Here is a 13,402-nt window from a genome sequence, read left to right as displayed (position 1 = left end):
ACGCATTCCATGTGAGATGCGATCCGCCCAGACCGCAGATGCCGCCGATGCCGCCGGTGATCCGGGCACCACGACCCGTTGTCTGGACGACCTTCTGTTACGGGAGTCGGCCGTCAGCCTGCTCGGCCCGGTGGTGGTCCTGACCCTCAGCGCGCGGGCCGTCCTGGTCACCGCCTCTTGGCGGCTACGACGCCGGCACCGCCGCCCGCTGCCGGTTGTCACCTTGCTGAACTCGCACTGCTGAACTCACCCTGAGCGACGACGAGAGGCGCACCGTACCTCCGTGCTGGGTAGCCCTTCCCCATGACTGACCGTCCGCTGCTTCTCCTCGACGTCGACGGCCCCCTCAACCCGTTCGGCGCCCGAATATGGCGTCCCCGCGGGTATGTGACCCGCCGGGTGCACCCCTCCAACTGGTCCTCGCGACAGAAACCGGGGTCCCGGCGGCTGCGCCGGGGGCTGCGGATCCGGCTGAACCCGGCGCACGGGGAGCGACTGCTCGCGCTGCCCTACGAGTTGGCGTGGGCGACGACCTGGATGCACGAGGCCAACGAGATGATCGGGCCGGTGATCGGGTTGCCGCGCGATCTGCCGGTCATCGAGTTCGGCAACCTCTTCGCCGAGGAGCCGGACGGGCTGTACTGGAAGACCCGGCAGGTCCTGGCGTGGGCGGCGGGGCGGCCGTTCGTCTGGGTCGACGACATGATCACCGACCTCGACGTACGGCATGCGGCCGAGCACCACGACGCGGCGGCCCTGCTGTTGCGGATCGATCCGCGCCGGGGGCTTCGGGAGGAGGAGTTCGCGGAGTTGGAGCGGTGGGCGCGTGCCCTGTGAGGCGCGGACGCCGTAGGTGCGGCGGGCTCGTAGCCTGGAGGCATGGGTGATCTTCTTCTTGTGCGGCACGGTGAGACCGAGTGGTCGGCGTCCGGGCAGCACACCAGCTGGACCGACATCCCACTGACCGACCACGGCCGTGAGCAGGCGCGCGGTCTTGCCCCGCTGCTCGGCTCGCACCGCGTCGGCGCGGTCTTCGTGAGCCCGCTCAAGCGGGCCCGGGAGACGGCCGAACTGGCCGGGCTCGGCGGGGCGCGTGTCGACGCGGACCTCGTCGAGTGGGACTACGGCGGGTACGAGGGCATCACGACCGTCGAGATCCATCGCACCCGGCCGGAGTGGTTCCTCTTCACGGACGGGGTCGCGCCGGGGCCGCCGGAGCATCCTGGTGAGGGCCCGGAGGAGGTCGGGGCGCGTGCCGACCGGATGCTGGCGAAGGCGCACGCGGCTCTGGGGAACACCGAGGGGAGCGTGGTGCTCGTGGCGCACGGCCACTTCCTGCGCGTCCTCACCGCCCGCTACCTCGGCCTCCCCGCCTCCGGCGGCGCACTGTTCCAGCTGGCCACGGGCACGGTCTGCCGCCTCGGCACGGAACACGGCCGTCCGGTCATCGCGGGTTGGAATGTCAGACCCGCCTCGTAGTCTTCGAGTGGGTCGGCCGAGGGAGACCGACGGGGGCTGAGGAAGGCCGAGGGAGGGTGTTGTGACACGACCGCCGACCGCCGTCCAGCGGCGGATCATCGAGGCCGCCGATACCGTGACCGGGCGGCTGAGGGGTACGGAGGCCCAGCTCACGGCGCTGGTGAAGCGGGGGCTGGCCTTCCGGCATCCACGCCCGCCCCACGACCACTTCCTGACCCCGGCCGGGCACCGCGTACGGGAGACGGCGCCGGCCGAGGTCACGGAGGCGGCCCCGCAGGACACCGCCCCCGCCGAGACCGGTGTCTTCGCCGCGCGGGTCGGCGGTGAGGAGGCCACGGCCGACGGGCCGGCCCGCACACGTGAGGTGCACAGCGCCTGGCAAGGACTGCTGGAACTGCGCCGGATGACCAATCCGGACGGGGCCGTGGACCGCCCCTGCGGCTGGGAGCGGACGCATCTGGTGCGGTCCGCCGCGCTGGCCCTGGAGGCGGCGGGTCACCGGCCGGCGCCGGGATCGGCGACCGAGGGCTACCGCGTGCGGGCCACGCCCCAGCCCGAGGCCGTCGCCGTCCGCGAGCCGGACCCCGACACCCTGCGGGCCTGCGCGCTGACACTGGATCGGGCGGGCTGGCAGGTCAGCGAGCACACGGATCCCCGGACCCGGGAACGGTATGTGCTGGCCTCGCCGAGGCGGGCCTAGGGGGCGGGGGCCGATTATTTGGGCGCGGGTCCGGTGGGCTGATCGCGCAGTTCCCCGCGCCCCTGCCTTGGCCGCGCCCGTCGTACTCCGCGTTCCTCGTGGGGTTGTCCGCGGCCGGCTGCCGACCGTCAAGGACCGGTCTGCTCGTCAACCCGGTACAGCGGAAGGTCATCGAAGGCCAGCAAAGCCTGGACCGGCTCGACCGCCTGTCTCCGTTCGTCACTGAGCTGATCGACCATGACGCTGCAACCAGCCCAGTCGCTGCCGCACTCCGCGACCATGTCCCTGACCGCGGCTGCCTGGTTCCCCGTCTCGATCCAGTCGTCGACCAACAGCACCCTGTCGCCCGGCTTCAGCGCAGACCGCTGAAGCCGAAGGCGATGCCGTTGCTGCCGATAATCCGGCTCCGCCCGACGCTCGACCTTCTCGCCGGGAAACAGCCCGTTCCCCTTACGGACCGGCACGAAGCCAACCCCCATTTCCACCGCAGCGGCGGCGCCGAGAAGGAAACCCCGTGACTCGACGCCGCAGACCACGGTGACGCCGACATTCCGGAAGGGCTCCACAAGCGCCTTGACGACCGCCTTCAGTGCCTCGGCGTCTCGGAAGATCGCCCACACGTCAGCATGGCCGTCCGTCCATACGAAGTGCTGCAGGGCGAGGTCGCGCGCGGCTTTGGTCACGGACCGGAGTCTCCCCAGGAGCTCGTCGGACATCAACCGAGTATCGGCGCCTGCCTCCTGCGCAGTGCCTCAAGCCAGCTGCCCCCGAACGCAGGCGGCATGCACGTGCTCCCACAGATCGCGAAGGCCCACCCGCGCCGAAGCCATGATCCGCCTCGCGACAATCGACCTGCTCTCGACGAAAGGGCGTCAGTCCTCGTCAAAGCCGCGGAAGGTCCCTGATTCATCAGCGGCGTCGGCGAACTCCGCGAAGTTCATGTTGGCGATGCTGAGGTTGGCGGAGATGTCAGGAAACCACCTGGCGGGGACCCTGAACACCCGCCCGGGCTCGTCCGAGAGGTCCACGGCCAGGAGGGGGTGCCCCGGATCCCTCATCGTGGCCGCGTCCGCCAGAAACATGTGGACAACCTGGTCGCCTTCGTCCGCAGCCGTCTCTTCAGCCATCAAGGCCTGAACCTCCACGCCGGCGAAGCGGAACTCGCTGACAAACGTGGCATGGGGGTACTCGCCAGCCGCGTCGAGGGCGGCGCGAACCGCGTCCCAGGCTCTCTCGTCACCGAAGTCGGTACGCAGGACCAGCGAGGTCAGATCATCGGGCTGAGGCAGAGGCATCTCGCGATCCTCTCACCCGACGCTGACATCGACTGCCCGGACCAGGCACCCGCCGCACCGGACGGAGTTCCCCGCGCTTTTCAGGGGCGCGGGGAACTGCGCGATCAACCCCCACCGGGCCCGCAGACGAACGCCGTCCGCCAGTCCCGGTGGTCGCTCAGCCCAGCGGGTTCAGCAGCTCAGGGTCGTTCTCGAAGGCGAAGAGGAGCAGGTCCGTCATGGTGAACCGGCCCTTCTTGTGGGACGGGAGGCTCGGGCGCCAGCCCGGGTGCTTCACGATCGACCTGCGGCTGCCCTCGATCGCCCGGTGGAACACCTCGGCGACGAGCGTGCCGCCGACGCCCGTGAGGCTGCCGGGGCGGGCCTCGTTCACCTCGGCCTCGCGCAGGACGTAGAACCACAGTGGTGTGTGCTCCACGAGCCGCGCGCGCTCGGTGTCGGTGAGGCCCTCCAGGACGGCGCCGCCGTTGCCCCGCAGGATCTGGTCCTCCGTGAGCGGCTTGAAGCCCATCTGCGCGGCCAGCTGCGGCCCGGTGGCCAGCTCGACCATCGAGGCCCGCACGAGGTTGCGGAACGCCAGGTTGCGCTGGATCGCCGGCGGGGCCGGGCGGCCACGGCCGTCGAAGGTGCCGGTGGGCAGCGTGGACAGCGGGTCGACGAGAAGCGTGTCGAGACGCTTGGCCACGTTGAACTCGCCCTCGGGCACCACCAGGTCGTCCCGGCCGATCTCGCCGAAGTCGAACAGCCGGCGGAAGTCGACGATCCAGTTGCTCGGCAGCCGCAGGTTCTCCCCCGAGTTGGGGTCGTCGAGGTCGCTCAGGTCGTCCGGGCCCGGTGTGAGGTTGCCCGCCGTGCCGCTGAACCGGAACAGCAGCCCGAGCGAGGCGATCGGCCCGGGTCCGCCCGCGCGGAACACGCTGTTCCACTGGTAGGCCCCGCGCACCATGCTGTGCCCGAGCCGGTAGGCCGCCACCGAGAACTCGATGGGCATCGTCGGGAAGTCGCCGGGCCGGGTGTACCCGGGCCGCTCGAAGTGCTTGCGCCCTCGGGTGAAGACCCGTTCGACGATGTCCGGGTCGACGATGCGCGGCAGGAAGTCGGTGCGCAGCACCCACTGGTAGTGCTTGACGACGATGTCCCGGGCCGCCTGGAACAGCCGGTGCTCAGGCACCCCGCGCTCGGCGAGGAGGTCGATCACCCGGTTGTGGAAGCGGATGAACGCCAGGTGGAGCTGGCCGACGGCCAGGTTCTCGTCGTTGCGCGCGTCCGGGATGAGCGGGGCGCGCTTGTCGGCCCGGGTGCCACCGGCGGCCTCGCCGGCCCTCGGCAGGTCGAAGCCCGCGTGGTCGACGTTGGACGTGGACTCGGGCGGGAAGCCGACGCCGAGCGTGGTACCCATCCGCAGACGGCCGCCCGACTCGTAGAAGCGGGCGCTGCCCGCGTGGTGCGGGCCCATGCCGTAGAGCGAGTCGAGGTCGAGGGCGGGGCTGCGCCCCTGCACCAGGTCCTCGACCGGGACCGGTTCACCCAGCCCCACCTGGGTGCGGTCCAGGGTCAGGTCGTGGTCGACGAACTGACCGAGATACGTGAACCCCGCCGGGATCGACGCGCCGGGCTCCCCCGAGTCCGGGTCGGCGCCGCCCGTGCCCGTGGTCATGGCCACGGCCAGTTTGCCGAGCAGTGCCTCGTCGAGCTGGACTCCCTTCTCGCCGAACCGGGAGAAGCGGAAGGCCATCTGCTGCTCGGTCGCGCTCGGTACGCGCGCGATCGCCTCCCCCTTCTCGAACTCCAGGATCCGGCCCTCGTTGACGACGTAGTAGGTCTCGCGATGGTGTCGATGCACCATGTGTGTCCCCGTTCTGTCCCCCGGCTCCGCGAACGGTCACAACCGGACTTTCCGGTTCTCCCCGTCGGTACCGGCCCCCACCGGACGCGAAGCGATCATTCGGATAAATCCCTTTTACCGACAACGTGTCGTCCGGCACAAGGGGTTCCCGAAGGGGGAAAACTACTCATATTGACGTACCGTCAGGTTGGCGTTCCGCGTCATACGACGCACGCGACTCGGCGATATCGCCGAAGGCCCCCCGATGGTCCTCCGCCCACACCCGGTAGGTCCGGGCCCGTCGGCCCAGGATGCGTGGCACGTCCTCGGTGATCTCGGCGCCACCGCCGTCGCGTACGTAGGTGGCGCCGGCCACGACCCCTTCCACGTAGGTGTCGCCCATCCCCGCCGCGACCAGGTGGGCCCGGGTCTCGTCCGGTGCGAGGTCGGTGGTCGCGACCGGGCGGCCGAGCACCGAGGCGAGGACGGCGGCCTGGTCCGCGGTGCAGAGCGCCTCCGGACCGGTCAGGGTGTACGTCCGCCCCGCGTGCGCCGAGGTGAGCAGCGCCTCCACCGCGGCCTCCGACACATCGCGCGGGTCGACCACGCCCTGTCTGCCCGAGCCCGTCATGTTGGGTACGGGGGTGCCGGAGCGGGGACGGCGACCGTACGGCCATGGTGGTCGGTCCCCGGACCCGCGCCTCGTACCACTTGAGCGAACGGCCTGCCTCGTGTGTGCGGCTGCCTCTCGAACCGGGCACCGCCGGGCCGCTGTTGGGCGTCGCGGCGGCCCACCTCGTGGGCAGGGTGATCCGGCTCGACGACTTCCCCGCCCCCCGGGCCCGCCGTCTCGCCGATGAACTCCGTGATGTGGAGCCGGAGTTCGTCGTGGCCCGGCTCGCGGCCGTCCTGCGGGCGACGCGCCCGGCCGCCCTCACCGACGCCCGTACCGCGTTGGTGCGTTCGGCGGTCCGCTCCGTCTCGGCAGGGGGTGGCCGGCTCCCGGAGGGGGTGGGCGGACTGGCTCGGCGGTTCGCCGTCAGCGAGCGGCAGTTGCGCAATCTCTTCGCGGAGGGGGTCGGGGTGTCCCCGAAGCACTTCGCCCGCATCGCCCGTCTGCGGCACGTCCTCAGCCACAGGTCACCCACCGTCCCGTGGGCGCGACTCGCCGCCGCCACCGGGTACTACGACCAGTCGCATCTCGCGGCCGACTTCCGCGCCCTGATGGGCGTGCCTCCCACGTCGTTCTTCACCGGCCGACTGCCGGGGCCCCAGCCCTGCCAGGCGTTCGCCCGGCCCTGAAATCCGGATGCGTCGCCCACCGGTCGGGCGTCATGATCGTCGTATGTCAGAACGCAGGATCAAGCCCAGTCTCTACATCTCCGTCGATGTCGAGGCGGACGGGCCGATCCCGGGGCCCTATTCGATGGTGAGCTTCGGGGCGGCCGTCGCGGGGCGGCATGACGCGAACGGGTTCACGGCGACCGATCCCCGACGGCGCACGTTCTACCGTGAACTGCGGCCGATCAGTGAGGAGTTCGTGCCGGAGGCGCTGGCGGTGAGCGGGCTGGACCGGGAGCTGCTGGCGGACCAGGGGCATGATCCGAGGGTCGCGTTGCGGGAGTTCGGCTCCTGGGTGCGCGAGGTGAGCGGCGAGGCGCAACCCGTGATGTGCGGCTACCCCGCCTCGTACGACTGGACGTTCCTGTACTGGTATCTGATCCGCTTCACCGGGGAGAGCCCCTTCGGGCACTCGGGGTGCCTGGACATGAAGACGCTGTACGCGACGAAGGCCGGGGTCCCCCTGCGGACGGTCTCCAAGCGGTCGATGCCCCCGCATCTGCTCTCCCGGCGCCCCCACACCCACCACGCCCTGGACGACGCGATCGAGCAGGCGGAGCTGCTGGCGAACCTGATGGCCTGGGACGGCGCTCGGCAGTAGGGTCCGACGCGGCGGAAGGAGCCGTTCATGGCAGGTTCTCCCCCGTGTGGCCCTGTGTCTGTGCACAAGTGTGGTTTCGGCGGGTATTCCTCCCACTCCGTACCCCCACCGCACCCCGGAGACACGATGCCGCTCCCCCGCCGTGCCCTGCTCGCCGCGTTCGCCGCGGGTCCCGCCGTCGCCGCCTGTACGTCGGCCCGCGCGATCCCCTCGGACGACGCGCCCCGCACCGACAAGGCACGGCGCACGGCCTCGGTCACGGCCCGGCGGCTGCTGCCGGACCACTGGCGGCAGATCACCTTCACGGAGGGCGGGGACCGGGACACCTTCCGGGTCTCGGGGACCACCGGGCGCATCACCGTCGTCGGGGACACGCCCGCCACCCAACTCACCGGACTCAACTGGTACTTGAGGAATATCGCGCACGCCGAGATCAACTGGGCCGGCGAACAGACGAACCTCCTGCCGCGTGAGCTGCCCGGCCTCGACGGGACCGTAAGCCGCGAGGCCAACGTCACCCACCGCTTCGCCCTCAACGACACCAACGACGGCTACACGGGCGCGTACCTCGACTGGACGTACTGGGAGCGCGAGCTGGACGTGCTGGCGCTGCACGGCTACAACGAGGTTCTTGTCTACGCGGGCGCGGACGCGCTGTACCACCGGGTGTTCCAGGAGTTCGGGTACGGCGAGGAGGAGCTGCGGGAGTGGGTGCCGGGCCCGGCGCACCAGCCGTGGTGGCTGCTGCAGAACCTGTCCGCCTTCCCCTCCCCCGTCTCCCGGCAGCTCCTGGACGCGCGGGCCGTCCTCGGCCGCCGGATCGCCGACCGGGCCCGTGAGCTGGGGATGACGCCGGTGTTCCCCGGCTACTTCGGGACGGTCCCGGCCGGGTTCGCCGAGAAGGTGCCGGGGGCCCGGACCGTGCCGCAGGGCGACTGGATGGGCTTCGCACGCCCCGACTGGCTGGACCCGCGCACGGACGAGTTCGCCCGGGTGGCGGCGGCCTTCTACCGGGTGCAGGACGAGATGTTCGGCCCGTCGACCCTGTACAAGATGGACCTGCTGCACGAGGGCGGCGACCCGGGTGACGTGCCGGTCGCCGACGCGGCGAAGGGTGTCGAGCGGGCGCTCCAGCGGTCCCACCCGGGGGCCACCTGGGTGATCCTCGGCTGGCAGCACAACCCGCCGCGCGCGATCGTCGACGCCGTCGACAAGGAGCGGATGCTCGTCGTGGACGGCCTCTCCGACCGCTTCCCCACGGTCGTCGACCGCGAGGCCGACTGGGGCGACACCCCCTACGCCTTCGGTTCGATCTGGAACTTCGGCGGCCACACCGCGCTCGGCGCCAACACCCCCGACTGGGCCGCGCTGTACGAGAAGTGGCGCACCAAGGCCGGCAGCAAACTGCACGGGATCGCCCTCATGCCGGAGGCGGCGGACAACAACCCGGCCGCCTTCGCACTCTTCTCCGAACTCGCCTGGCGAGAAGGCGAGTTGGACCTCAAGACCTGGTTCGCGGAGTGGGCGCACGCCCGCTACGGCGCCCTCGACCCGCACGCCGAGGCCGCCTGGGACATCCTGCGCCGGACCGCGTACGGCACCACCCGCGCCGACTCGTGGAGCGAGGGCGCCGACGGCCTCTTCGCCGCCCGTCCGGCACTGAACGTCGTACGGGCCGGCCGCTGGTCCCCGAAGCAACTCCGCTACAGCGCGGTCGACTTCGAGCCCGCGCTCGGCGAACTGCTGAAGGTGCGGGCCGAGTTGCGGGCGTCCTCGGCATACCGTCGCGATCTCCTCGACGTGGCCCGCCAGGCCCTGTCCAACCGCAGCCGGGTCATGCTGCCGCAACTCAAGGCCGCGTACGACGCCGGTGACAGGGCCCGCTTCGACCGGCTGAGCGGTGACTGGCTCTCGCTCATGGATCTGCTGGACCGGCTGGTGGCCACCGACTCCCGTCATCTGCTGGGGCGTTGGGTCGCCGATGCCCGTTCCTGGGGTGCGAGCGCCGCCGAGCGGACGGAGCTGGCGTACGACAATCTGTCGCTGCTCACCGTGTGGGGCACCCGCGAAGGTGCCGACGCGGGGCTGCGGGACTACGCCAACCGGGAGTGGGCGGGGCTGGTCGGCGGGCTGTACCGGCTGCGCTGGTCGACGTACTTCGAGGAGCTGAGGGCCGCGCTGGCGGCGGGCCGGGCGCCGAAGAAGATCGACTGGTTCGCCCTGGAGGACCGCTGGGCGCGGAACCCGGGGACACTCGCGACCGAGCCGACCGGGGACACGTACGCGGTCGCCACACAGGTCCGGGACCGGCTCACAGCGCTCTCCTGACGGATCACAGCCCACTGCCACGGCACCCTCACGGGTTTCCCAGTCGCGCGCGCGACCCTCGACTACCGCCAACTCCCTTGACAGCGCGCTTACTTGGAGATCACCCGTGTCGTTGCCGCCCACCAGAGCCGCATCCCGCCGTCTGCTGCTGACCGCCCTCGGCGCCACCCTCCTCGCCCTCCCCGCCCTGGCACACCAGGCGGCGGACGCGGCCACCACCACGGACACCGGGCTCGACGATCCGGCGAAGAAGGACCTCGCCATGCGGCTGGTGTCCAGTGCGGAGAACTCCTCGCTGGACTGGGAGGAGCAGTACGACTACATCGAGGACATCGCCGACGGCCGGGGCTACACGGGCGGCATCATCGGTTTCTGCTCCGGTACGAGCGACATGCTCGCCCTGGTCGAGCTGTACACCGAGCGGGTCGCGGACAATCCGCTGGCCGCCTATCTGCCGGCGCTGCGCGCGGTGGACGGCACCGACTCCCACGAGGGCCTGGACCCGGGCTTCCCGGACGCCTGGCGCGAGGCCGCGGCGACCACCGCGTTCCGCACGGCGCAGCGCGACGAGCGCGACCGCGTCTACTTCGACCCGGCGGTGGCGCGGGCCGAGGAGGACGGTCTCGGCACCCTGGGGCAGTTCGTCTACTACGACGCCATGGTCATGCACGGTCCCGGCACCGACGCCGTCAGCTTCGGCGGCATCCGCGACCGGGCCCTCCGCCAGGCGGCCGCCCCGGCCGAGGGCGGCGACGAGACGGCGTATCTGCACGCCTTCCTCGACGCCCGGGTGTGGGCGATGGAACAGGAGGAGGCCCACAGCGACGTCAGCCGGGTCGAGACCGCCCAGCGGGTCTTCCTGACGGCGGGCAACCTCGGTCTGGCGCTGCCGCTCAACTGGCAGGTGTACGGGGACAGTTACTCACTGAGCTGACCCGGCCGGACACCTGGCCCGGACACCGTTCCGGGGCGCGCACGCTCATGCGCGCCCCGGAGACGGCTGCCGCGGACCCGCTTCCGGGTCCACGGCTCTGGCCGAGGGCCGTCCCCCTCGACCAGAGTTCAACGAGTCACGCCTCGGCGGCGATCCGGGCGAGCCGCCGGGCCTCGTCCCTGGTGGAGCGGGCGATCGCGTCCTCGTCGGCGTGCAGCAGACGGCCGTTCTCGACGATCTGCCGGCCGTTCACGAACGACGCCGTCACCGGGGCCGCCGCGCCGAAGACCAGGGCGGTCACCGGGTCGGCGATCGACGCGTGGGCGAGGGTGTCGAGCTTCCAGAGGACCAGGTCGGCGAGCTTGCCGGGCTCCAGGGAGCCGATCTCCCCTGCCCTGCCCAGGACTTGGGCGCCGCCGAAGGTGCCGAGCCGCAGCGCCTGGCGGGCGTTGAGCGCGGCCTCGCGGTGGGTGCCGAGGCGGTTGATGAGGAGCGCGTTGCGCAGTTCGGTGTGGAGTTCGCCGGACTCGTTGGAGGCGGTGCCGTCGACGCCGAGGCCGACCGGGACACCGGCGGCCAGCATGTCCGGGACGCGGGCGATCCCCGCCGCCAGCCGGGCGTTGGACGAGGGGCAGTGGGCGACCCCCGTCCTCGTACGGGCGAAGGCGTCGATGTCGGAGTCGTTCATATGGACGCAGTGGGCCATCCACACGTCCTCGCCGAGCCAGCCCGTGGACTCGAAGTAGTCGGTGGGGCCCATGCCGAAGAGTTCGTGGCAGAACTTCTCCTCCTCGACCGTCTCCGAGCCGTGGGTGTGCAGCCGCACCCCGAGGCGGCGGGCCAACTCGGCGCCCTCGCGGAGGAGTTCGGTGGAGACGGAGAAGGGGGAGCAGGGGGCGACGGCGACCTGGGTCATGGCGCCGAAGGACGCGTCGTGGTGCCGTTTGACCGTCTCCTCGGTGGCGGCGAGCGCGCCGTCCAGGGTCTCGACGGCGAAGTCCGGCGGCAGACCGCCGTCCTTCTCGCTGCGGTCCATCGAGCCACGGGCGAGGGTGAAGCGGACGCCCATCTCGCGGGCCGCCCGGATGATCGAGCCGGACAGGTCGCCGGAGCCCTTGGGGAAGACGTAGTGATGGTCCATGGCCGTGGTCACCCCACCGCGGGCCATCATCGCGAGCGAGCCCTGGGCCGCCGCGTACACCATCGGCTCGTCGATGCGCGCCCACGTCGGGTACAGGGCGACGAGCCAGTTGAAGAGGTTGTGGTCGGTGGCCAGGCCCCGGGTGATCCACTGGTAGTAGTGGTGATGGGTGTTGACCAGGCCGGGGGTGACGAGATGACCGGTCGCGTCGATACGGCGTACGACGTCCGGCAGTCCCTCGGGAGCCTTGCCCGGGCCGAGCGACTCGATGCGGTTGCCGGCGATGACGAGGTGTCCGGTGGGGTGTTCGGTGTCGTGGGCGTCGACCGTCGCGAGGGAACAGTTCTCGATGACGATGCGCTGTACGGCTGCCATGGTGGGTGCGTCCTTCGGAGGATCGATCCTTCAGAGGTTGGTGAGGTCGGCCGGGATCTTCGCCTCGCACCCGTCCCGCAGGACGGTGGCCTCGATCAGGCCGTAGGGGCGGTCGGCGGCGAAGTACACCTCGTTGTCGTTCTTCAGGCCGAACGGGGCCAGGTCCACCAGGAAGTGGTGCTTGTTCGGGAGGGAGAAGCGGACCTCGTCGATCTCGTCGCGGTGCTCGATGATCCGTACGCCCATCTGGTACAGGGTCTGCTGGAGCGAGAGCGAGTACGTCTCGGCGAAGGCGCGGAGCAGGTGCCGCTTCACCTGCCCGTAGGACGCCTCCCAGTCGGGCATCTCCTGGGTGTCGTCGGTCCAGTTGAAGCGCCAGCGGGCGGAGACCTCGGTGGCGAGGATGCGGTCGTGGGCCTCGGGCAGGGTCGTGTACTTGTCCTTGACGTAGCCCCAGAACTCGGAGTCGGTCGAGTTCATGACGGTGAGGTCCTTGAGGCCGGAGACGACCTCCCACGCCGAGCCGTCGTACGTGACCTGCGTCAGCCGGGTCTCCTGGCCCGTGCGGACGAAGGAGTGCGCGCCCTCGTTGCCGTGCTCGACGCGCTCCCAGGAGTACTCCTCGATACGTATGCGGGCCCGGTGGATGGCCGGCTGGGAGGTCACGAAGTGGCGGGCGAGATGGATGCCGAACTGCTCGGCGGACTCGATGCCGTGCTCCTTGGCGAAGGCGTACACCGTGTTCTTGGTGGTGTCCGTCGGCAGGACGTTCGCGTTCGAGCCGGAGAGGTGGACCTCGTCCATGTCGCCGGAGAGCGCCACGGAGACGTTCAGGTCCTTGATGTGGTGGGTGGCGCCGTCCCGCGTGATCCTGACGACTCGGTTCTCGGCCTTGCCGTACTGGTTCTGTCCCAGGATGGGCATAGCTAGCTCCCTCGGTATACGGAGTAGCCGAACGGGTTGAGCAGCAGCGGTACGTGGTAGTGCTCGCCCGGCGTCACCGCGAAGGTGATGACGACCTCGGGGAAGAACACGGCACCGCTGTCCCGGTTCGCGGGGGCGTCCTGCTGCGCATCGGCTTGCGTGATCGCGGACTTCTCGAGGTACGGCTCGACCTCGAAGTCGAGCCGTACATGGGTGGTGCCCTCCGGCGGTGCCGGGAGGTCCTTGCAGCGGCCGTCGGCGTCGGTCGCCGAGCCGCCGAGCGCCCGCCACTCGGCGTCGCGCCCGGAGCGGGCGGCGAGGCGGACGGCGACGCCCTCGGCGGGGCGGCCGAAGGAGGTGTCCAGGATGTGCGTGGACACCGAGGCGGTCGTGCTCGTGCTCATGGGCGGGCTTCCTCTTCGGCTTCGGCTTCGGCATCGACTGCGGCGGCGGCTGCGG

At 70.9% G+C, this 13,402-nt stretch carries 15 protein-coding genes; 8 read left to right on the top strand and 7 right to left on the bottom strand.

Annotation, left to right across the window (positions count from 1 at the left end; translation table 11 throughout):
• Positions 1-16 precede the first annotated feature (16 nt).
• From ACZ7MG_RS37210 to ACZ7MG_RS37195, 4 genes are all read left to right on the top strand, one after another.
• Entirely contained in the window at positions 17-244 is a 228-nt protein-coding gene (locus tag ACZ7MG_RS37210) for a hypothetical protein (RefSeq protein ID WP_471383600.1), read from the top strand.
• A 59-nt stretch (positions 245-303) separates the two neighbouring features.
• Complete coding sequence (locus ACZ7MG_RS37205) at positions 304-837, top strand: HAD domain-containing protein (protein ID WP_471383602.1); 534 nt, start codon at positions 304-306, stop codon at positions 835-837.
• A 42-nt stretch (positions 838-879) separates the two neighbouring features.
• Complete coding sequence (locus ACZ7MG_RS37200; RefSeq protein WP_471383604.1) at positions 880-1,479, top strand: histidine phosphatase family protein; 600 nt, start codon at positions 880-882, stop codon at positions 1,477-1,479.
• A gap of 61 nt (positions 1,480-1,540) precedes the next feature.
• On the top strand, positions 1,541-2,179 hold the full coding sequence (locus ACZ7MG_RS37195) for a hypothetical protein (RefSeq protein ID WP_471383607.1): 639 nt from the start codon (positions 1,541-1,543) through the stop codon (positions 2,177-2,179).
• A 128-nt stretch (positions 2,180-2,307) separates the two neighbouring features.
• Here ACZ7MG_RS37195 and ACZ7MG_RS37190 read toward each other — a convergent pair whose 3' ends face one another.
• From ACZ7MG_RS37190 to ACZ7MG_RS37175, 4 genes are all read right to left on the bottom strand, one after another.
• Complete coding sequence (locus ACZ7MG_RS37190) at positions 2,308-2,862, bottom strand: phosphoribosyltransferase family protein (protein WP_471383608.1); 555 nt, start codon at positions 2,860-2,862, stop codon at positions 2,308-2,310.
• A gap of 189 nt (positions 2,863-3,051) precedes the next feature.
• Positions 3,052-3,474: a DUF6924 domain-containing protein gene (locus tag ACZ7MG_RS37185; RefSeq protein WP_471383611.1), complete on the bottom strand. Its 423-nt coding sequence runs from the start codon at positions 3,472-3,474 to the stop codon at positions 3,052-3,054.
• Positions 3,475-3,631: 157 nt separating this feature from the next.
• Positions 3,632-5,320, bottom strand: coding sequence for a peroxidase family protein (locus ACZ7MG_RS37180; RefSeq protein ID WP_471383613.1), 1,689 nt, complete (start codon positions 5,318-5,320; stop codon positions 3,632-3,634).
• A 166-nt stretch (positions 5,321-5,486) separates the two neighbouring features.
• Positions 5,487-5,930: a Rossmann-fold NAD(P)-binding domain-containing protein gene (locus tag ACZ7MG_RS37175; RefSeq protein WP_471383616.1), complete on the bottom strand. Its 444-nt coding sequence runs from the start codon at positions 5,928-5,930 to the stop codon at positions 5,487-5,489.
• 44 nt (positions 5,931-5,974) lie between these two features.
• On the opposite strand from ACZ7MG_RS37175, the gene ACZ7MG_RS37170 reads away from it, so the two are divergent.
• From ACZ7MG_RS37170 to ACZ7MG_RS37155, 4 genes are all read left to right on the top strand, one after another.
• Positions 5,975-6,601 (top strand): AraC family transcriptional regulator, encoded by a 627-nt coding sequence (locus ACZ7MG_RS37170; RefSeq protein ID WP_471383618.1) that lies wholly within the window; start codon positions 5,975-5,977, stop codon positions 6,599-6,601.
• Between the two features lie 43 nt (positions 6,602-6,644).
• Positions 6,645-7,241, top strand: a complete 597-nt coding sequence (locus tag ACZ7MG_RS37165) for a 3'-5' exonuclease (protein ID WP_471383621.1) — start codon at positions 6,645-6,647, stop codon at positions 7,239-7,241.
• Between the two features lie 126 nt (positions 7,242-7,367).
• Complete coding sequence (locus ACZ7MG_RS37160; RefSeq protein ID WP_471383622.1) at positions 7,368-9,569, top strand: alpha-N-acetylglucosaminidase; 2,202 nt, start codon at positions 7,368-7,370, stop codon at positions 9,567-9,569.
• 106 nt (positions 9,570-9,675) lie between these two features.
• The gene (locus ACZ7MG_RS37155; RefSeq protein WP_471383625.1) at positions 9,676-10,503 is read left to right on the top strand and encodes a chitosanase; all 828 of its coding nucleotides are present in this window, start codon (positions 9,676-9,678) and stop codon (positions 10,501-10,503) included.
• Positions 10,504-10,639: 136 nt separating this feature from the next.
• On the opposite strand, the gene ACZ7MG_RS37150 is transcribed toward ACZ7MG_RS37155, so the two are convergent.
• From ACZ7MG_RS37150 to uraH, 3 genes are read right to left on the bottom strand one after another with little or no spacing between them, the layout of a single operon-like run.
• The gene (locus tag ACZ7MG_RS37150) at positions 10,640-12,019 is read right to left on the bottom strand and encodes an 8-oxoguanine deaminase (RefSeq protein ID WP_471383627.1); all 1,380 of its coding nucleotides are present in this window, start codon (positions 12,017-12,019) and stop codon (positions 10,640-10,642) included.
• Positions 12,020-12,049: 30 nt separating this feature from the next.
• Positions 12,050-12,943 carry a factor-independent urate hydroxylase gene (gene pucL, locus ACZ7MG_RS37145; protein ID WP_471383630.1) on the bottom strand — a complete coding sequence of 298 codons (894 nt, stop codon included), beginning with the start codon at positions 12,941-12,943 and terminating at the stop codon, positions 12,050-12,052.
• A 2-nt stretch (positions 12,944-12,945) separates the two neighbouring features.
• A complete protein-coding gene (gene uraH, locus ACZ7MG_RS37140) occupies positions 12,946-13,347 on the bottom strand; it encodes a hydroxyisourate hydrolase (RefSeq protein WP_471383633.1) in 402 nt (133 codons plus the stop codon).
• Between the last annotated feature and the right edge of the window lie 55 nt (positions 13,348-13,402).

The sequence above is a fragment of the Streptomyces sp. NPDC107538 genome, assembly GCF_055657445.1.
This window is presented reverse-complemented; position numbering and strand designations above follow the sequence as displayed.